This window comes from Mesorhizobium sp. 131-3-5 (assembly GCF_016756575.1).
Taxonomy (GTDB): Bacteria; Pseudomonadota; Alphaproteobacteria; order Rhizobiales; family Rhizobiaceae; genus Mesorhizobium; species Mesorhizobium jarvisii.
The window spans coordinates 192,986-212,833 of record NZ_AP023255.1 but is presented as its reverse complement, the minus strand read 5'-3'; the positions used below and the strand labels follow the sequence as shown (position 1 = coordinate 212,833).

19 protein-coding genes are annotated in these 19,848 nt (G+C 59.4%); 3 read left to right on the top strand and 16 right to left on the bottom strand.

Translation table 11 applies throughout. From position 1 onward, the window contains the following. Window positions 1-15: 15 nt before the first annotated feature. The 12 genes from asnB to JG747_RS33480 form a co-directional block, all read right to left on the bottom strand. Window positions 16-1,908: an asparagine synthase (glutamine-hydrolyzing) gene (gene asnB, locus JG747_RS33535; RefSeq protein WP_199201499.1), complete on the bottom strand. Its 1,893-nt coding sequence runs from the start codon at window positions 1,906-1,908 to the stop codon at window positions 16-18. A 32-nt stretch (window positions 1,909-1,940) separates the two neighbouring features. Beyond that, window positions 1,941-2,855 carry a class I SAM-dependent methyltransferase gene (locus JG747_RS33530; RefSeq protein WP_199201498.1) on the bottom strand — a complete coding sequence of 305 codons (915 nt, stop codon included), beginning with the start codon at window positions 2,853-2,855 and terminating at the stop codon, window positions 1,941-1,943. A 30-nt stretch (window positions 2,856-2,885) separates the two neighbouring features. Beyond that, window positions 2,886-3,485, bottom strand: a complete 600-nt coding sequence (locus tag JG747_RS33525) for a phosphatidylcholine/phosphatidylserine synthase (RefSeq protein ID WP_199201497.1) — start codon at window positions 3,483-3,485, stop codon at window positions 2,886-2,888. After that, window positions 3,482-4,300 carry a phosphocholine cytidylyltransferase family protein gene (locus JG747_RS33520; RefSeq protein ID WP_199201496.1) on the bottom strand — a complete coding sequence of 273 codons (819 nt, stop codon included), beginning with the start codon at window positions 4,298-4,300 and terminating at the stop codon, window positions 3,482-3,484. Before JG747_RS33520 ends, JG747_RS33525 begins: the two co-directional genes overlap by 4 nt. A gap of 30 nt (window positions 4,301-4,330) precedes the next feature. Next, window positions 4,331-5,521 (bottom strand): aminotransferase class I/II-fold pyridoxal phosphate-dependent enzyme, encoded by a 1,191-nt coding sequence (locus JG747_RS33515; RefSeq protein ID WP_199201495.1) that lies wholly within the window; start codon window positions 5,519-5,521, stop codon window positions 4,331-4,333. Window positions 5,522-5,568: 47 nt separating this feature from the next. Then, window positions 5,569-6,477 (bottom strand): phosphoenolpyruvate mutase, encoded by a 909-nt coding sequence (aepX, locus tag JG747_RS33510; RefSeq protein WP_199201494.1) that lies wholly within the window; start codon window positions 6,475-6,477, stop codon window positions 5,569-5,571. A 507-nt stretch (window positions 6,478-6,984) separates the two neighbouring features. Continuing rightward, a complete protein-coding gene (locus tag JG747_RS33505; protein WP_010913587.1) occupies window positions 6,985-8,028 on the bottom strand; it encodes an LLM class flavin-dependent oxidoreductase in 1,044 nt (347 codons plus the stop codon). A gap of 250 nt (window positions 8,029-8,278) precedes the next feature. Then, window positions 8,279-9,919 (bottom strand): SDR family oxidoreductase, encoded by a 1,641-nt coding sequence (locus JG747_RS33500; RefSeq protein WP_199201493.1) that lies wholly within the window; start codon window positions 9,917-9,919, stop codon window positions 8,279-8,281. 183 nt (window positions 9,920-10,102) lie between these two features. After that, window positions 10,103-10,642: a nuclear transport factor 2 family protein gene (locus JG747_RS33495; protein ID WP_010913584.1), complete on the bottom strand. Its 540-nt coding sequence runs from the start codon at window positions 10,640-10,642 to the stop codon at window positions 10,103-10,105. 211 nt (window positions 10,643-10,853) lie between these two features. Then, complete coding sequence (locus tag JG747_RS33490) at window positions 10,854-11,099, bottom strand: ferredoxin (RefSeq protein WP_199201492.1); 246 nt, start codon at window positions 11,097-11,099, stop codon at window positions 10,854-10,856. Between the two features lie 38 nt (window positions 11,100-11,137). Next, window positions 11,138-12,355, bottom strand: a complete 1,218-nt coding sequence (locus JG747_RS33485) for a cytochrome P450 (RefSeq protein ID WP_010913582.1) — start codon at window positions 12,353-12,355, stop codon at window positions 11,138-11,140. Window positions 12,356-12,372: 17 nt separating this feature from the next. Beyond that, window positions 12,373-12,804, bottom strand: coding sequence for a hypothetical protein (locus tag JG747_RS33480; protein WP_199201491.1), 432 nt, complete (start codon window positions 12,802-12,804; stop codon window positions 12,373-12,375). A 1,002-nt stretch (window positions 12,805-13,806) separates the two neighbouring features. On the opposite strand from JG747_RS33480, the gene JG747_RS33475 reads away from it, so the two are divergent. Both JG747_RS33475 and rpoN read left to right on the top strand, forming a co-directional pair. Further along, window positions 13,807-14,355 (top strand): peroxiredoxin, encoded by a 549-nt coding sequence (locus tag JG747_RS33475; RefSeq protein WP_096458527.1) that lies wholly within the window; start codon window positions 13,807-13,809, stop codon window positions 14,353-14,355. Window positions 14,356-14,429: 74 nt separating this feature from the next. After that, on the top strand, window positions 14,430-15,884 hold the full coding sequence (gene rpoN, locus JG747_RS33470) for an RNA polymerase factor sigma-54 (protein ID WP_096453603.1): 1,455 nt from the start codon (window positions 14,430-14,432) through the stop codon (window positions 15,882-15,884). On the opposite strand, the gene JG747_RS33465 is transcribed toward rpoN, so the two are convergent. The 4 genes from JG747_RS33465 to JG747_RS33450 all read right to left on the bottom strand — a co-directional run bounded on the left by JG747_RS33465 (window position 15,881) and on the right by JG747_RS33450 (window position 19,559). After that, window positions 15,881-16,528 (bottom strand): nitrogen fixation protein NifQ, encoded by a 648-nt coding sequence (locus tag JG747_RS33465; protein ID WP_010913578.1) that lies wholly within the window; start codon window positions 16,526-16,528, stop codon window positions 15,881-15,883. The genes rpoN and JG747_RS33465 overlap by 4 nt on opposite strands. Further along, window positions 16,525-16,842 carry a ferredoxin III, nif-specific gene (gene fdxB / locus JG747_RS33460; RefSeq protein WP_096453599.1) on the bottom strand — a complete coding sequence of 106 codons (318 nt, stop codon included), beginning with the start codon at window positions 16,840-16,842 and terminating at the stop codon, window positions 16,525-16,527. The genes JG747_RS33465 and fdxB overlap by 4 nt, the downstream gene beginning before the upstream one ends. Further along, window positions 16,839-17,042, bottom strand: a complete 204-nt coding sequence (locus JG747_RS33455; RefSeq protein ID WP_027033180.1) for a CCE_0567 family metalloprotein — start codon at window positions 17,040-17,042, stop codon at window positions 16,839-16,841. The genes fdxB and JG747_RS33455 overlap by 4 nt, the downstream gene beginning before the upstream one ends. A 618-nt stretch (window positions 17,043-17,660) precedes the next feature. Continuing rightward, a complete protein-coding gene (locus JG747_RS33450; RefSeq protein WP_244748502.1) occupies window positions 17,661-19,559 on the bottom strand; it encodes an ABC transporter ATP-binding protein in 1,899 nt (632 codons plus the stop codon). A 34-nt stretch (window positions 19,560-19,593) separates the two neighbouring features. On the opposite strand from JG747_RS33450, the gene JG747_RS33445 reads away from it, so the two are divergent. Further along, window positions 19,594-19,749 carry a hypothetical protein gene (locus JG747_RS33445; protein ID WP_171903241.1) on the top strand — a complete coding sequence of 52 codons (156 nt, stop codon included), beginning with the start codon at window positions 19,594-19,596 and terminating at the stop codon, window positions 19,747-19,749. Window positions 19,750-19,848: the final 99 nt, after the last annotated feature.

Sequence of the window (19,848 nt, the reverse complement as noted above, 5' to 3'; positions counted from 1 at the left end):
GGGCTCGCATATTCGTCATGAGAATACCTCTTTGAAGAATATCCCAAGGTTGGCCAACAGCCAGAACTTCCGACCAAACGAGTCTGAAGGATTTCGTCGTCCAGCCTCGAACCAACGCCACAAAGCAGCAGGATCGAACAAATCTCCCAGTGGAGAGTCCTTATCAAACAGCAGCCTTCGATATTCCGTTGCTCCCTCGCCAACGGCCCACTGACCCAGTGGCAGCGGAAATCCCATCTTTTTGCGAGATAGAACAGATCTGGGCAAGACGCTCCGGTATTCCCTTCTTAAGGGGAATTTTGAGACATCGAGACGTTCGCTGAAGGAAGCAACCGGATGCCACAGTGCCTGGACCGAAGCGATTGGAGACCTCCACCTCAACCGCTGTGAGCCGGGCATCGCCATTGCGGCGGTAACGAGCTGGTGATCGGTATAAGGAACGCGAGCTTCAAGCCCAGCTGCCATTGTGGTGTTGTCAACCATTTCCAGCAATGCGGGCAAATGCGTACAGACGAGAACATATGAGATCTTGCTAAAGAAATCTCCGCCGGCCTCTGCAAATTGAGTCGAGAAGTGATCGAACAGAGCCATCTCGTGCTCCCTTCGTACCCGCCCGTCGATGACAAGCGAGCGGATTTCATCGGTCGGGAAGTAGCTGTAACGCGCCAGGAAGAACTGCAATTGACTGCCATGGACGTCGAGTCCGAGGCGCCGGCGTGCGACCTGGGCAAGAGCACGTGGTAATGCGGCGATGATCTTGCTTCGATTGTAATCATACGGCGTACGGAACAATCGGCTGTAGCCAGCAAAAATCTCATCGGCCCCCTCGCCGGTGAGGACGACCTTATGCTCCTTCGAAATCGCCTTTGCGAGCGTAAACATTGCGATTTCGTTATGCATCCCAAGCGGATGTCCGCGCAGGCGCACCAGCTCTGACACAGCGTAGATATCGGAAGGTTCTCCAATTGGGACGACCCGGTGAGTGAGCCCAAATTCTGCGGCGACCTCCATCGCATAGGCCGTCTCGTCATAATCGGCGGTCTCGACCTTGCCGGTATAGCAGATCGGACGGATTTGGGAGCGGGCGGACGCCTCATAGGCGAGGATGCTCGAGTCAAGTCCACCGGACAACAATGCGGCGATCGGTACGTCAGCCACCAGCTGACGTTCGACGGCGTTTCCAAGGAGTCTCCTTATGTCGGAATAGTCCGGCTGCGATCGCGAAATGCGCTCGGACAGATTCCACCAACGCTCCGACGTGTGTCGCCCGTTTGTTATTTCGAGAAGATGGCCGGGCTCTAACTTGGAAATTCCGGCAAAGAGCGTTCTGGCGCCGACAACCGCGCGATAGGAAAGAAAACTGAGCGCGCCGATCGTGTCGGGTCCGCGCATCACGCCCGGCCAGCGAATGAGAGCGTTCGGCTGCGACGCAAACAGAAGCCCAACATCGCAAATCGAGTAGTAGAGGGGTTTTACCCCCAAACGATCTCGGGCGATGAGAACAAGCGATTTCCGTGGATCGAAAAGCGCGAAGGCAAACATCCCGTCAAGGCGGTTTAAGAATGACTTTCCCCAAGCAATATAGCTAAGAATTAGAACCTCGGTGTCGGACACCGTCGAAAAGGAAAAACCCATGTCCCTCAATTCAGCTTTAATTTCCCGATAGTTGAATATCTCGCCGTTGTACGTTACCACCACTCCGGTATTGTCATCGCGATAGGGCTGATTGGCGCGAGAATGAGCGTCGACAATCGACAGCCGTCGATGCGCGAATGCGACCGATTGATCAATGTATAGGCCGCTGGCATCAGGCCCGCGATGAGCGAGAGCCTCAGCGCAACGCTCAACGGCCTCAGCACAAACGGGTGTTCCCTCGTTTTTGAGGACTATCCCAAAGATTCCGCACATCGGGGTCGCTCTCTTGGCACGAATAACGCCAACTACGTGCTCGGCTTTTCGCCGATCATCTGGATGCAGCCATCGCCGAACCAGAAGCGGGCCAGCGGGTGGTCATAATGACGGTACATCGGAGCGAGAAAACGCCGAAGATTATGGAAATTTCTCGTATATCTTGAGATCCTGCGGATTTTCTCGAAGCCGCACTCGCCATACCAACCTCGGATTTGAGCCTCTGTGAAGGCGAACTCGTGATAGGTCGGCGCCTGGAAGCGATCCCGGATCGTCACGAACAAATCATCATCAAAAAGACTCCGAAAGAATTCGTTTTCGCCAGGTATATATTCCTTCTCTTCGCCGTCCTTTATTCTCAAGATCCAGTTGATGGCTTCGCGTGCGGTGGATGCATCCAGATTGTCAATGGAACTGCGGAATTGCTCGTCGCTTTGGTAGAGTTCTCGCAAGTGATTGATGCATCGGTAAATGACGCCGTTGGCGGTACCCATAATCGTCAAAAAGAAGCTGCCGCCGGGGCGGGTTACACGGGCAAGCTCTTCAAAGCCTTTTTTCGGATTGCTGGTGTGCGGCAAAACCCCTGCGCAATGGACAAAATCAAAACTGAAGTCGTCAAACGGCAGATCGAGCACACTACCAGCGACCAGTTCCGAGCGCGGCCCAAATCGGCTGAGCCGTTTGCGCGCGCAATCCATCCAATCATTGCTCAATTCAAGCGAAACAACGTTTCGTGCCCCCTTGTCGAGAAACGCATAGGACGCATTCGCGTTAGAGCCGCAGCCCGCGTCCAGGACATCAAGACCGCGGAAGCTACCGGTAGGCAGGCCGAAATATTCCTCCTCGATCAGAGAGACCAACCTGTCGAATATGTGGTCGTCATTCTCCTGCTGGCGCTGGTAGCGATCAAAGACGGTGCGAGTTTCGGCCTCGAAAGAGTTTTCCATGTATTCTCTTCCCTATAGCTGCAAACTGATTCACTTTGTGAGTAAGGCGACAGATCCGGCTGCGGCGAGTGTAAGGTTACCCAAGCGCAACGCACTGCCGGTACCTGGAAATTTGAAGTTTGAAAGATGCAGGACCGACAGCACAAACCCTGCACCGATCAATAGGTTGCCCAGGCCTTGCACCGGCAAGTGATGGTCGGCGACGAAGAGGAACGCCAACACGAAGAGATTATTGTTCAACGGCAATCCTCTGCCGAATCCGTCAGCGTCCAGTCCGAACGTCGAAAAATAGCTGAGGCGCAGAGCCCCTGACAGGATGAGGCAGTTGGCAGCCAACAATGCGAGAACGGAGAACGCGTTGAAGGACAAAATCAGAACCGCTGGAAAGACGGCTGCGTAGACCAAATCAAGCAGCCCGTCCAACGCGCCACCCAGCTGTGCCATCAAAGCGGACCGGTTCGGGGAACTCTTCGCGACCATGCCGTCGGCATCATCTGCCAAAAGAGCCCACAAGCCGAAACAGATGCCAATCTCGAAGCGCCCGATCAAAGCAAAGTAGATCGCCGTGGTGGCCAATATCAGCCCAAGGGCTGTAATGGCATTTGCAGCGTCGAACAGATAGCGGATCATCCTCCTACCCCCGCCACGGCGGCCGGCGCGTCGGCACTATGTCTGTGAGGTCGCTCGAGGGCGAAAATCCTTTCCGCCACCCGCAGGTCCTGTTCACTGTCGATCTCGTACCATCGCAAATCGTCACATCGCGCCGCGGCGAGTTGCAGTCCGCGCTGCTCGATGAGATGCGCGAGCAGCTCCTCGGTATAGGCTTTGATTGCGCCCGAGCCGATCAGGTCGTGGAGGACCGGGACGATCACCGTTTGGAGTTCGGCGCCAGAGAACCGGATGAGGTTCATCATCTTGAAGAGCACCGGGGTGCCTGATGCCAGATTTGCCGCCGTCTGCTTCAACCGGACTTCGGATATGACGCCGTCGCTGGAAAGGACGGCCGCGGATCCTTCCATGGATGGATCGAAGGGCGCGACCCCAGCGGCATTGGGCGCCTCGACCCTGATCAGGTGGCGCAGTGCATCTTCTTCGAAGAAGACGTCACCTTCGAGGAGATAACAGTCGCCGGAAAGAAGCGTGTCGCGTGCCAGCCAGAGCGAGTACGCGCTCCCTGTCTTGTCGAAGACCGAGGACTCGACATAGTTGATGTCAAGTCTGCCGAAGCGTTCGCCACACGCATGGCGAATGGCATCCTTGCGATAGCCGACAACAATCGTCACCTCTTCAACTCCCACCGTCTGAAGGTTCCACAGTGCATTGTGAAGTATCGGTGTGCCGTTGACTTCGACGAGGGGCTTGGGACACAGATCGGTCAGCGGACGCAGGCGGGAGCCGAAGCCGGCAGCGAGAATGACGGCTTTCCTGGGAGCAGCGGGAGGCATCTCATTCACCTCTTTCGTTTTGTTGCGGTGTCATTTCCAGGCGTTGAGGAATTCGACGAGCCGGGCCAGGCCGGTCGCGAGTTTTTCAGGTGGAATTCCATAGGACAGGCGCAGGCCGGCGGGGTCACCGAACGCGGTGCCCGACACAGCTGCGACGCCAGCTTCGGCAAGCAGAGCCGTCACGATATCGTCGGCTGTCGTTGAGGCGCCGTCTTCCGATCCCGGTCGCAGCAGATGGGAAAGGTCGAGATAGAAATAAAAACCCCCTTGCGCCCTGGCGACCAGTACACGCATCAATGAAGAAAGCACGTCGAGGCCAGCCCGTCTGGCGCTTGTCAGGCGTGAACGCAGCTTGCTTTCATAGTCCGAGCCGCCCCTTTGCAAATGGGCGAGTACCGCGTGCTGGGCAATTACGTTTGGATTCGAGGTAGTGTGCGATTGCAGGGCCTTGACGGCATTGATCACCTCTTTTGGACCCGCCAGATAACCGATGCGCCAGCCGGTCAATGCCAGTGATTTGCTGAAGGAATTGACGATCAGCGCGCGTGCTCGAATTTCGGGAGCGACCGAGACGATCGGATGGTGGGTATGATCCCCATGCACGAAGTCGCCATAGCACTCGTCGAAAATGATCCACAGGTTGCAGCTGACCGCCAATTGAGCGATGGCCATCATGGTCTCAACATCGTAAACCGCACCGGCCGGATTGCTGGGCGTGTTGATGACGATCGCCCGCGTGCGCTCAGTGACCGCGTCCTTGATGTGCTCGGGGCGCGGGACGTAACCATTGGATTTGGTGTCGACGAAGACCGGTGTGCCGCCGGCGATTAGCGCCTGGGCCGGAAACGTTGTCCAGTAAGGCGCCGGGATGATGACCTCGTCGCCCGGGTTCAGCAGCACCATTGCGGCATTGAACAAGGCCTGCTTCGCTCCGGACGTCACGGCAACTTCCTCGGCCTTCCAGATCTGTCCGGTATCGAGGGAGATCTTCCGCGCCAGTGCCTCGCGCAGCTCCACCATGCCAAGCGTATCGGTGTAGCGATTGACGCCCTTATTGATGGCATCGATCGCGCCGTCGCGAATCGTGGGAGGAAGCTCGCTCCAGATCTCGCCGGCGGTCAGATCGATGATCTCCTTGCCAGCATCGGCCGCCGCTTTTGCGGCAGCGCGCGCCGCGGCGGTACTCGATGTGCCAAACAGGTTTGTCCGATGCGCAAGCATGTGCGCTCCCGTTTTCGTTTTGCTTTTCAAAAGACGGGCTGGGCCTGCTATCGCACGCCGGTCGCCGTCTGCGGCAGATACTTCTCTTCCGCCGCTGAGAGTTCCTGGTAATTGAGCAGATCGAAGAGTTCGTCGAGCGTCGCCACCTCGTCCTCGATACCGGCGGTACTTTCTTCGCGGAGGATGCGGTCGCAGACCTGGCGCATGGCCGATATCGCCGCGCGCATGTTGTGGTTCGCCCAGATGACCGTGGAGATTCCGGCCGCCCGATACGCGGAGACCGGTGTGCGGTAATATTTCGTAGGCACGATCACGACCGGAAGGCGGTTCTGCCAGGCGCGCGTGAAGGCGAAAATCTGCTCAGCGTTGGACTTGCGGGAATGAATCAGAATAGCATCGGCGCCGGCCTCAGCGTAGGCTTGTGCTCGCGCCAGCGCCTCATCCTCTCCGCGGCCGGCGATGAGCGCCTCGATCCGGGCGACCAGAACGAACTCCGCATCCGGCACTTGATCCTTCACCGCCTTAAGCCGGCCGCAGAACTCGGGAATATCGGCCAACGGGTGCCGATCACCGATGAACGAGTTCATTTTCGGGAACGCCGTGTCCTCGAGACATATGCCGCTCGCGCCGTGTTGGCGCAGCTTGCGGGCGACCAAACGGGCATTGTTGAAGTTCCCGAACCCGCTGTCCCCGTCGACGAGGACTGGAATGTCCACCGTGTCGGAAATTCGCTCAACGACATCGACGAGTTGGGACCAGGAAGCTTCGTTCGCATCTCGATATCCGAGACTGGATGAAATCGAGAGGCCGGACGCCCAGAGCGCCTTGAAGCCAGCGCGCTCGGCAATAGCCGCCGAAAGGCCGTCATGAGCCTCCATTGCGAAGGCGAGTTCACTGGACGCGATCATTGGGCGCAAGCTCTCTCGCGTCTGCGCACCAGACTGCCTCTCCACCATGCGGTCTCACCTCCACCGACGCTGTCCAGCCGACAAGCCTGTCATCGCTGCCGACGAAGTACTTTCAGAGGCGAACCGCTCTGCCCACCGATCGGCGATCTGCCACTGTCGTGCACACATACAGAATCAATGAAGCAAGGCGCGTGCCGAATTGGCGAACCACCTGCGCCGCACCAGTTCTCCATACCGGCGGGCCAGGTCCCCTCTCGACATTTGTCGGGCTTCCGACATCCTCGTCCAACTTCGGACACAAGAGGGGTAGCGGGAGTGGCTATTCGTCTACGCCATGGCGGCCGTTCCGAGGCTGCCGATCAACGGTCTCAAGCGAGATGGCCAGGGAGCGGAAGACCGGCGGTCCGTGCAGGCAAGGACGGACGACGTTGGTCTTCGATCCCGGTGATCGCCGGTCGGCTTGATTATTTATCCATGCCTCATGGACGAAGTGTCGAGCATCGGCATGCGAGATTTCAGCTCCCCCAGTGGCCGTTCCGAACTTCAAGCCTTGACCTAACCAAGCGACTTGTTGATCGATGGGATGATCTTGTCTCCCCAGAGCTCAATCTGGCGTAGCATCGTCTTTTGGTCGAAATCTCCCAATTGGGTCTGAATTGCGATCTGGTCCGGCTTCAGGATACTTATCTCTTCCAGCAGGCGATCGATGACGCGACTTACGCTGCCGATCGGCAGGTTCTGGCGCATGGTCTCGAACGACAGATCCTGCTGCGTCGGTGTTTCCTGCAGCAGATAGCCGTCCCGGCTCTGCTGGCGGCGCTGATGAAGTGCTTCAGATAGCCGGCGCTGGAAGCGGGCGTTGTCGAGATAGCTGTCGATCTCCGCCTGATCGTCGCTGGCATAGCAGCAGCGCAGAAGCCCTATCTTGGCGGCGGTGACATCCTTACCCCGCGAGGCCGCTGCTGCCTCGATGGTCTCACGCAGCGTTCTTAAGTTTTCCAAGCCGTTGTGGAACGCCGTGACGAAAAGATTGTGGCCCTCACGATAGGCCCGGCACATGCTTCGCGCGGACCCGCAGGCGATCCAGATCGGTGGGGCTGGCCTTTGGATGGTGCGCAGCGAAATCGCCGTTAAAGGTATCTTCTCATACTGGCCATTGTGCTCGAAGACCTTCTGGTTAAGGCCCTTGAGAAGGATATCCAGGTATTCCGCAAACACGGCCGGCGCCTGATCGACATCGACGCCGAAGCGCTCGAACTCGAACTGCTGGTATCCCGAGCCGACGCCGAGTTCGAGGCGGCCGTTCGAAACGATCTCGGCAAAGCCGATCTCGGAGAGCAGGCGCTGCGGTTGATATAGCGGCAGCACACACACACCGGTGCCAAGGCGAATGGTGCTCGTAAGGCCAGCACAGTGCGCCACCATCATCAAGGGCGAGGGAACCAGGCTGTAATTGTTGAAGTGGTGCTCGGCGAACCAAGCGGTGTTGAAGCCAGCCTGCTCCGAAGCGATTGTCTGTTCAATGGAGTTACCGATGACGCTGTCGCACGATTGATGATAGCCTCGCTGGGCCGCCAAGATGAACGTCGCGAATTCCATGGCGTGTCCCTCGTTTACACAAAGTGGCCAATCAAGCCTTCGACTTGGGCCGATTGCGGGTGGGTCGCGGTATCGATGCGGCCTGGCGACGACGTAGTCGACGATCTTGCGCAAAGCCGCTTATCGTTCGGCGGCCGCAGGCAAGCGCCAAAACCTGGCTAGTCATTCGACCCTGATGACGAGTTTTCCGTCACCGATGAAGACGATCACTTGGCAAGCCGCGCTTGGCACGTTCCATGCAGCCGCAGTCTCAATCCTCGAACCTCGTCGGCTTCGACGAACCGCAACCCGTCGCCGGCGAACATTCCGTTGGATTTTCTTGATCGGTTGGCTGGGCGTTTCGCGCGTCAGCCAACGAGGTCAAGCCGCCGTCCACGTAGAGGGTCGAGCCGTTTACGTATGAGGCATCAGGCGAGGCCAGAAAGAACACTGCCTCGGCGACGTCTTCGGGCTCTCCCATCCGCCCCATCGGGATGCGCCGTTTGATCGCTACGGAATCGATGCAGCCGGACTCGACCAACTGAGCAATGTCAGGCGTACGGATATAGCCAAGAGCGACGGTGGCCGTTCGGATGCCGACCGACCCGAGTTCGGCCGCCATGCACCGGGTCAGAATGTTCATACCCGCCCTGGACGCCCCATAGGCATGGCGCGGCACGAAGGGCAGGAAACTATTGATCGATCCAAGATTGAGGATTACGCCGCCGGCGTCCATCGACTTGATCGCCTCGCGCGCGCAGGTGAAGGTGCCGGTGAGATTGACGTCCAGCACCCGCTCGATCTGTTGCGGGATTTCGATCCCTCGCACAAACGTATCGGCAATAGCAGCACAGTTGACGAGGACCTCGATGCGACCGAAGCGCCCCCGTATTTCCTCGAACAGCGCCACCACGTCGCTCTCGACCGCCAAGTCGACGGATTTCGCCACGTGCCTGCCGCCCAGCAAATCAGCGAGTTCTGCCGCCCCAGCACCATCTTTATCAGCAATCACGACTGTGTCGGAGTTCGCGGCAAAGCGGCGAACGACGGCGGCGCCTATACCGTTCGCGCCGCCCGTCACGACCACTGTGCGCGCGCCAGTTCGTTCGGCCGGCCGGAAGAGTTCGGCTCGAGGCGTCTCGTCGACCGGCGGGTGCGCGTCGCCCGGCTGGTTGAACGACATCCAACCGCCGTCGACCGTCAGCACCGATCCTGTGATGTAGCCCGTCTGTGCGCTGGCCAAAAAACGCACGGCCCGAGCGATCTCGTCGGGGCGCGCCATTCGCCCCATGGGCACGCGGCGGCGCACGGCCGCGAGGTCCATCTTGCCCGCACGTTCCAGTTCCGCCACCATCGGCGTGCGCACGTATCCTGGCGCTACCGCCGTTACGCGGATGCCGCGCGAGGCCCACTCGCATGCAAGCGATCTCGTGAGAGCGATCAAGCCTGCCTTCGAGCTGGCATAGGCGTTGCGCTTGGGATTGCCGAGCACGCCCGCCAGCGAAGCGACGTTGACAATGGCAGCGCCGGGCTGCATGCGCCTCGCCGCTTCGCCGGCCATGATGAAAGGCCCGATCAGATTTGTTGCCAGCACGCGTCGGAAGGCCTCGAAACCGGTGTCGATAGTCGCAGCCATGGCGGGTCCTATCGCCGCGTTGTTGACGAGAACATCGATTTTCGCGAACTGCGCTTCGATGCGGCCGTATAGGGCGACAATGTCCTCTTCTCGTGAGACATCGCATTCGAGGCCCAGATGCGGATGGCCGAGACCGCCGGCCAGTTCAAGAACGCCGCTGCCAGGAAGGTCCACCGCAACGACGATGTCTCCATCGGCGGCAACGATCTCGACCAGCGCACGGCCGATTCCGCCTGCCGCTCCCGTTATGATGACGACCCGTCCTGCCTGCTTCATATGAACCTCTCCGCAGCCAGCGTCAGAGATATCGACGCGAGTCAGCCGCAAGACCGGTCGCGGACGTCCTGGTGACGGCGAGTTTCCATACCGGGTAGACGTGTTGCGTTCCGCGACCGCTCCCGCGACGCGGCTCCGCAATTGGGAGCCTTGGAAAGCATTGTGGTGACATGCATGGCATTTTCATTTTGATGACGAGCTGCGGCGCTTCCTGAGCGCGTAAACCGGGTCATTGGGATGCGCTGCTCCGATCGGTTGCCGCAAGCCGAACCGTTCTGCCTCGGGGACCGCTGGTGGGGTCTGCTCTTCGAGCCAATCGTAAACGACGGTCCGTTCGGCAATGCGCCACGCCCCTTCCCTCTTCTGAAAAAGATCGCAGTAACGGCCGCAGAGAAGCACCTGGCGTGCTTCTCCGTCATTGTCTGGTCCGCGTTGCAGCGCGGTGAAATAGCTTTCGACCACGGCCTCCGACGGGTCGATGAATTCGATCAAGACGTTCGTGATCTGGTGGATTAAGCGCGGTCCGGTTTTGAAGAGACCAAGCGCAAACTCAAAGAAGCCCTCGGCTGAGCCGCGATAGGCACCGTGATTGTCATGCGCATCGGGCCAATATGCACTGCGCAGCGCAGCCTCATCCGCGCGGTCTATGCCGCGGCAGTACCGATAAAGGCAGTCGCGGATCGCCTCGCGGTCGCGCAGTTCGGTGATTTTTGCCTGGCCCATCGCTCTGTCGCAAATTTGAGATTGGAAGAGGCGTTTCGTGCCTCTAGGTGCGTGCAAGGTCGAACCGATCGGCAACTGAAGAAGCCAGAACGGAGACGAACTTCACGTGTCGCGTGCGTGTCATTGAGGTCTCGATGCCGGAGAGGAGGTTGGCAGGGAAGCGGCCGGACATCTTGCTTTGCGGTGTGGGGCCACGTCTCGTCGATTCCACCTAAGCTTCCCCAGTTCTTGGATGCATGGCGGCTGGTTCGAACCGCGCTGCCGAGGTGCGATCGACTTCCAGCGCACGTTCGGGGCAGGATCGCGCGCCTTGTGACGCAAGCAGTTGCTCCCCCTCCGCAACCTGAATGTCACCGGGCAGGATGTAGCCATCGTCATCAAGCTTGAAGATGTCCGGCGCTTGCGCCCAGCATCGCGCGTGACCCTGGCATTTGGCATTGTGGACGATAATGCGCATAGCGCTGCCTCCATTGTCTTGGCATGGCTCGGCGATGGTCATGACCAGTCCAGGATCAGATTTTCGATCCCGAACACATGGCCGCCACAGGTGATGGGCGCTGTACCCTCCTTGATCCGGAAGGTCGGTATGCGCGCCAGCCATTCCTCCAGGCCAATGACAATCTCGCGCCGGGCAAGGTGTGAGCCAAGGCAACGGTGGGGACCATAGCCAAAGGCGGCGTGGCGGTTGTGATCTCGCGCCAGATCGACCGTGTTGGGGGATTCGAATTCCTCCGGGTCGCGATTTGCAATCATCGTGGCGCACGAAACATAGTCCCCCTTTCGGATCGGCGCGCCTTCGAAGTCGATATCTTTCGTAGCCACGCGGATCAACTGAATGGGCGGATAGGCCCGCAGCAACTCTTCGGTTGCGAGCAGGATGCGGGCCGGTTCGCTGCGCAGCAGTTCCTGATCCTTGAGGTTGCGCGCTAGATAAGCCAGGTCAAAGCCAATAGCTGCTGCGACAGTGTCAAGTCCCGCGACGAACACAAGCACGCCGATGCCACGGATCTCCCCGTCGGTTAGCCGGCGGCCCTCGATCTGTGCCTGCACGATGAAGGTCATGAGATCGTCGACCGGATCCTTGCGGCGATTGGTTGCAAGTTCATCGATGAAAGCCACAATCTTGCGGGCAGCCACAGGTCGTTCCACATCGTCGCCGTGGAGCAGATCTTTCGCCCAGCCGACAAATGTATCGAGTCCCTGATCCGGCAACCCCAGAAACCGAAGGAAGATGCTGACAGTGAACGGAAAGGCAAAATCCTTCATGACGTCGCAGCTCGTGGCCGATGCGGTGATCCGGTCGATCAGGGCTATCGCTCGCTCACGGACAGCCGGTTCCAGTGCCGTCACCCGCTTGGGCGAAAGCAGCGGACTGAGCAGTGAGCGAAATGCGCCATGGGCCGGTGGATCGAGCTCAAGCGGGATCGTCGGCCAAGTTTCGCCCAGTATGGAGGAGAAGATGCTGCGATGGCTGGAAAAAGTTTCAGTGTCCTGCAGCACCTTACGCTGATCTGCGGCGCGGGTGATGACCCAGGTGCCCCGGCCATCTTGCGTGTTGTAGGGGGAATAGAAGATCGGAGGCCCGTCATGGGCGCAAGCGACGGCTGCGTGTGGATCCCCGTTGGGCGTTGGTGGCATGCCTGGCGATGTGAACAGGCTGAAGTCTCTCACCATTTCGGGCGGGACATGATCTGGGACCGGGTTGATCGCCATTGCATTTCTCCTGCCGTCTAACCACTAACCAGGCCGCGCACCATGGCATCTTGGTCATCTAGAGAGCCGACGAGCGAAATCGTCGGAGACCCGGCGTTTTCCAGCTTCGAACGGCGAACCGGAATGAAGCTCTTGCTCCACAGCGGTTCGGGGTCGATCATCTCTGCGAGGATATCCGCAGCGCGGCACGCGAAAGACCGGTTGGCCGCCGAAGTGCTCGCCGGTCTCCTCAAGCGCCGGCGAGAGGACAGGAGCAAGCACATTCTGGTCGAACCGTATCTGCAGATCGATCGGTGGCCATTGGCCGGTGCCGGGCGGTTGTGACGGTGACGCCAGTCACGCCGGTCGATATTGCATTCCGCGGGCAATGCCCGTTTCGGATAGAATCTGAACTGACGCTGACCTGACATGTCGTCTTCCTTCATTGCATTGAGCGCGATATCACTCACGAATGGACGCCAGTCGGTATCTCCTGCCGTCTCACATGAGAGCTTCAAAAGTCGTGCCAACGGCGCGGAAAGAGCCCTGCAGGAGATTTTCTACATATCATTCAACAGCTTGAACGAATGCGCAGCCGCAAGCCTGGCTGTCCCGGACATGACAAACCCGACAGCAAAGTCGCGGCAGCTTCAAAATGCTCCGAGAGCACAAGGCGGCTTTTTCCATCACCTTGGGACCGTGCCCGCCTCACGCAAGCGCGGTTCAGAAAGATCACATGGCCAGCTTGCTAATGGACGTGCTGGCTTTTTTGTACCCGTTGTCGATTTCGAAGCGGTCTCGCGAGCGTCGATAGGGCGAAGCGCGTGGGCCTGTCAGCCGTCTCAATCCTGAGAACGGAGGCCATAGGGACCCTCGTCAGGTTAACCCCGATCGACTCCTGTCCCTCGTTCCGAGTTTGAGCCCAGATTTTCGCTTCGAATACGAGCCACGTGTTCGCCGCGCCGGCGACCCGGCGACCCGGCGACCCTCCGGTCCGACTTCCGACATTTTTGTCCAGCTTCGGACAAAGAGGGTCGCGGCTTGATACCCATAAAGGGGATCCCCTCCGCCCAGAGCCCACGATCTGGTGATTATGGGCGCGCTCGGTCTCGGCGAAGGCATGGTTCTGGCCGCTCAAGGCAAAGAGGGTCGCTGCAAAAAACAGTGTGAACCCAAGCCTAAAATCAAATGGCATGGCGCTTGCGTCGTACTCGGCAGAACCCATCACAAGGTGGCCAGGAGTAAGACCATTGCTGACATCGCGACGCCCCGTACAAGCGCGTACCGTTCTCGTTGCCGCGGCAAATCGAGAGCTCGTTTCTTCAGACGCCCGTGCTTGCGAGCGGTTTTGCCATGGCTGATCCAAGGCCGACACAAAACGCGCGGCGCCCGGCCGAATTGCCGGCCGAGGTCGATGCCGTGTCAGTTTCAACCGAAAAGCAGCGCACCAGTTTTCCTCCAGGAGCACATTGATGACCGTCAAAAAAAAGGTTCCTTTCGTCACCTTTCGCACGCGTGTTCGCGATGACTCCATCGAGGGGCCAAACCCGTACCGCTGGGAAGACAAGACATCCGACGACTATTTCCGCGGCAAGCGCATCATCCTGTTCTCGCTGCCCGGTGCCTTCACCCCGACCTGCTCGACCTTGCAGTTGCCCGATTTCGAAATGCTCTACGACGAGTTCGAGAAGGAGGGAATTGACGCGATCTACTGCGTTTCCGTCAACGATGCCTTCGTCATGAATGCCTGGGGCAAGGCCCTGGGGCTGCAGAAAGTCCAGCTCATCCCAGACGGCTCGGGCGAGTTCACCCGCAAGATGGGCATGCTGGTTGCCAAGGACAATCTCGGCTTCGGCATGCGCTCCTGGCGCTACGCTGCCGTGATCAACAATGGCGTAGTGGAGCAGTGCTTCGAGGAGGACGGTTTCTGCGACAACTGCGAGGCCGATCCCTATGGCGTATCGTCGCCGCAGAACGTCCTTGAAACGTTGAGAGCCGCCAAAGCCGTGACGGCTGCATGATCTAGACGAGTCAACGTCTCGAAAATCCCCTTGCACAAGGCGAAGGGTCGCTCGGTAGGAGTTTCACGCTAGCCATGGAGTCCTCAGCAAGCCTGCTTCAGCGTCAGAAGCAATCGTTGGTTTTGACGCCGCAAATGATGGAATCCATTCGCCTGTTGCAACTGGCGCATCCCGAACTGCATCAGTTCGTCGAGCAGGAAATCGAGAAGAACCCCTTTCTGGAACGGGCCTCAAACCGGGCGCCGAAGGACATTCCGTCGATTTCGGCCGGGAACCCGCGCATCGGGCCGACCACGGGCGGAATATCGGATCGGGCCTCGCAGTGGAAATCAATCCGCGGCAAAAACAATGTCCAACCGGGGGGAAACCATGCGTTCGAAGATTCCTGGACGTCCATCGAAACATTGCACGACCATGTCGCTCGTCAGATCGCTCTCAGCGCATTCGCGCCGCTGGAGCGGCGAATAGCTGGCGAGCTTGCCGGTCATCTGGAAGACACCGGATACCTTCCGGTGAACCTTTCGGAACTGGCCCGCAGCCTGAATGTCCGGGAGGCTGTTGTGGAACGGGTTCTCGGAACCTTGCAGCAGTTCGATCCACCGGGTATTTTTGCGCGAACTCTCAGCGAATGCCTTGAGATACAATTGCGGCAGCTAGACAGGTTCGACCCGGCAATGGCAGCGCTGGTCGCCAATCTTGAAGCGCTGGCGCGACGCGATTTTCAAACATTGAAGCGCCATTGCGGTGTCGATGAAGACGACCTTCTCGAAATGTTGCACGAAATCCGCGCGCTCGATCCCAAGCCCGGAAACCGATTCCAATCCGGAGGGCCTGAATCGATCATTCCCGACGTCTTGGTCCAGCCCTCTCCCGGAGGTGGGTGGCAAATCGAACTCAATCCAGACACGCTGCCTAGGCTGCTGATGAACCAAAACTATTTTGCCCAGGTCTCCCGCCTAAGCGCTCAAAATTCGAAAGATCAGTCATTTCTCAACGAATGCCTCCAAAACGCGAACTGGCTAATCCGCAGCCTTGATCAGCGCGCCAAGACGATCCTCAAGGTAGCGGCTGAAATCATCCGCCAGCAGGACGCCTTTTTTGAACATGGGGTCGCCCACCTGCGGCCTCTCAATCTCAGGACTGTCGCGGATGCGATCAACGTGCACCAGTCGACGGTAAGCCGGGTAACGTCGAACAAGTACATGCTGACCCCGCGCGGCGTGTTCGAACTGAAGTATTTTTTCACTGTCGCGATCGGCTCCTCCGAAGGCGGCGACGCGTACTCCGCCGAAGCTGTCCGCCATCAAATCAAGGCGATGGTTGCCGTGGAATCGCCCAACGAAGTGCTTTCAGACGACGACATTGCCACCCGGCTCAAGGAAACCGGGATCGACATTGCTCGCCGCACCGTTGCGAAATATCGTGAGGCGCTGAACATCCCGTCCTCCGCGCGACGTCGCCGGGAAAAGCGCGTGCGTCTTCGATGCCAATCAAGCCCGGTCGGCGGCGGCGACGAAAGCGGCTCTTAAGCGAGCCCGTTCTTGATCCGTGCCAAGTGGCTTTCGCCTTCCTCCGGGCCAAAACAGCTTTCGAAATCGCCGCATTCCTGACAACTGGGCGCGGTGCATAGCGAAAAGCCTTCAGCCTCGCAGAGCTTACGATAGAAATACTTCTTCCATTTCATGTTTTTGGTGTTGCCGGCCGCCAGCGCCGGGAAATGCCTGGCCATTAAGCGGCTGAGTTCGGCCCGATTGAAAAGGCCAAGGTCCTGCCACAGATGGTCATTGCGCAAACTGCGCCTGGCGATGATCTTGGCGAAGAGGGTGCTCGCCGGATCGCCTGGCCTGGCATGCCCAATAAGCAAGCCGCGCAGAAGCCCTTCCTCCATATCCGGCTCGGGATCGGTCAGCTTTTCCAGCGCGAAGGCGTTGACGGGAACAGCCGGGAAATAGCGTGTCATGACATCTCGCAGGTCGGCACGCGAAAGGCCTGTTGCTTCGGTCGCGGTCGCCTTGCCGGCCTCGACCTCCTCGAACGCGAGGTAGAAAACACAGGCAAGCACATGCCGGTCGAACGCCGCCGCCTGGTCTGTCGGCGGCCATTGGCTGGTGCTGAAACAGCCACGGTGATGGGCGAATGTGGCGCCGTTCTGCTGGTCTTGTTCCCAGCTCATGCAGCAAGCTGGTCGGCCGCAAGGTGGGTCTGGCAGTTCTTCGGGCAGACGCGGCCGCAGGCGCCGCAGCCGATGCAGCGGCCGGCATGGTCGACGATCATGACCATGCGGTTGAGCTCGCCGTCGAAGTCGTCGTCCTCGCCCGCGCAGATGCCGAGGATTTCGCCTGCGTCATCGACGCCATGAAGGTGCATGACCTCGCGCGAGCAGACCTTGAAGCAGCGGCCGCAGCCGATGCAGGTCGCGCCATCGATCGCCGTCAGATAGTGCGGCGTCCAGGGAGAGCCGTCGCGGGTGACGAAAGCGCCCGTCATTGTGAATTCTCCAACGCTGCGAGTTCTTCCTTTGCCGCATCCAACTCGGCAAAAACCTCGAAGGCTTTCCAGGCGACCGCCTCGATCTCGGTCCAGTTGACCGGAAGGTCCTCGGCAAGGTCGTGCAATTCCATCTTGGCGGCTCCCGCGCGCGACTGCAGCTTGCGGACCTTCTTCTGCAACAGCGCAAGGTCTGACATGATCCCCTTCCTCGCAAGCCGGTCGTTACGCCCGCGCCATGTCGGGACGCGCTTCGATGGCCACGAGCGCATCGCCGGCGCGCCGGCCTCGGCGGGTTTCCGGAACGTCTCGAAGCCGAACCGGTGATGCCGATGGACGCTGCAGCCAGCTTATGCAATCCCGCGCGGCGAGACGCAGGTCCGTATCCTTCGAGTTCGGCATAAGAGCGGTTGAGCGCAGACGACAATCAAGATCTTGTTCCCGACGTCGACGCGGGCGGTGAGCGCATATTGTGAGGGTGTCGATTTGGCGACGCCCCTATGCCAGAGAAGGCGGATCTCGCGTGGATCCGGCGCGTTGCTTTCCTTCGCTCCATTGATCGCATCAACCAGGATCTAAATAATCGCGAGGCGGCTGCCGCCTAAGGAGGAAGCCTCAAGCGCCGTGCCGGGAACGCAGGACGCAGCTCATAAAAAGTTGTCTTCATCCCATTCATGGGTTTGCTCAAGAGCGCGGCAGGAAGACAGGCCGGCACCAGGCGTGTCGTGGATTGGACAAGCCCGACGACAGGTTGCGGCCGCCTTTTCAGGAACGGCCTGACAGGATTGCTGGGGAGGCAAGCTGAATTCACGCCGCGTTCAACCGCGTTGCACATTGGTCTCATCCCACCCCCCCTTTGTCAGTTCCAAGGCCTGCCGCTCGAACAGGCGGCGGTAGATGCCGTCGCGACGGATCAGCGCGGCATGGTCGCCCTGCTCGGTGATGCAACCACGGTCGAAGACAAGCAGCCGGTCGAGTGCCCGCACCGTCGAAAGCCGGTGCGCAATGACGAGCGTGGTGCGCCCGACCATGAGCCGCTCCATCGCCTTCTGGATCAGCACCTCCGATTCCGAGTCGAGGCTTGATGTCGCCTCGTCCAGAATCAGGATCGGGGCATCGGCGAGGAAGGCGCGCGCTATCGCCACACGCTGGCGCTCGCCGCCTGAAAGCTTAACGCCGCGCTCGCCGACCAGCGTACCGTAGCCGTTCGGCAGGCGCGCAATAAAGTCATGCGCGCTGGCGAGCCGCGCCGCCTGCTCGACATCGGACCGAGAAGCACCCGGCCGCCCATAGGCTATGTTCTCGGCCAGCGAGCGGTGGAACAGGAGGGGCTCCTGCTGTACGATCGCGATCTGGGAGCGCAGCGAGCCCTGCGTCACCCGCGAGATGTCCTGCCCATCGATCAAGATTCGTCCAGCATCCAGGTCGTAAAGCCGCTGGATGAGCTTGACGAAGGTGGTCTTGCCGGAGCCAGAGGGGCCGACCAGACCGACCCGTGCGCCGGCCTCAATCGAAATCGACAAGTCGCTGTAGAAGGGCGACCAATGATTGCCGTAGTGGAAATGGACGCTCTCAAAATCGATGTGACCCTTCGTGATCCGGATCGGCTTGGCGCCCGGAACATCGGCCACGTCGGGCGGCTGGCTGTAGGTTTGGACCAGTTCCTCCATCTCATTTACAGAGCGCTGGATGTTGCGCACGTGTATGGAAACATCACGCAAGTACCCATACAGGACGGTGAAAGACCCGAGCACCAAGGCGATGTCACCTGGGGTAGCCTGGCCGCGCGACCACAAAAATAAGGCATAGCCGATCAAAGCCGCTCTCAGCGCAAGAAGCATGATCCCCTGGAATGCAGCACTGACCGTCCCGCGCACCCAGGTCCGGAGGGTGCGGTGCCGCCACTTGGAGATAACTTTCGCCAGGCGATGATCTTCCCGCCCCTCGGCGCCGAAGCCTTTGACCACAGCGTTACAGCTGATCGCGTCCGCAAGCGAGCCGCCAAGCCTCGTATCCCAGTTGTTGGCGAGGTTTGCGGCTGGCGCCACATAGCCGAGCGACAGGACAATGATCAGCGCCACATAGCCAACCGAGCCGCAAGCGATAATCAGCCCCATCATCGGCCAATACCAGCCGAGCAGAACGCTCGACCCCACGAGCATGATGAGCGACGGGAACAAGGCAAGAAGGATCGTGTCGTTAAGGAGGCAGAACGCCCACATGCCGCGCGTGATCTTGCGCACCGTAGAGCCGGCGAAGGTTTTCGCATGCCAATCGGTCGAAAAACGCTGGACGCGATGGAACGCGTCGCTGGCGATGTCCGACATCATCTTCAGAATGAAGTCATTGACGGCAATGAAGGCGATGTTGCGCATGACGACGGCGCCGAGTGCGAGCGCAATCAACATTGAAAAGGCCGCAAGAGCCGCATCCCACACGACGGCGTCGGCTGCCGCTCCTTGGGCGACCGCGTTTACGAGCCGTCCGGAATAGAGCGGCGTCAGAACGTCAAGGAGCGTTGCCACCAGCACCGCGATCATAATGATCGGGAGCCGGACCGGTTGCCTGCTCCAGTGGCGCATGGTGAAGGCGAAAACATCGCGAAAGGCGGCGCCGCGTAGATCGATGTGAAAACGCCGCGTGGCTTTGTAAGAGCGCAGCAGGCCGCTCGGTCTCAAGAAACCCGAAATGGAAGGTCTGCGTGAGGACGAAAACATCGCTCGGAATGCGGGTGGCTGATCTGGAGCTGACATGTTGGTTTCTTTCCTTCGTTCCATCGATCGCGATGTCACCCGCGAGATGAATATCGGCCGCGGGCACGCGCTGCCCTACGAGGAGAGAACCGCAAAAGCCGCGCCAAAGGCTCAGAAAGAAGCTCAGAAGAATTTTCTGCATATTCTACAATGACAAACGAGATCTCAGCAGGGCAACGGGGGCGTAACAGTGGCGTGTCGCGCACTCGACAAACCCGACAGGACGCCTCGGTCGCGCGGGCATCCTTGGCGA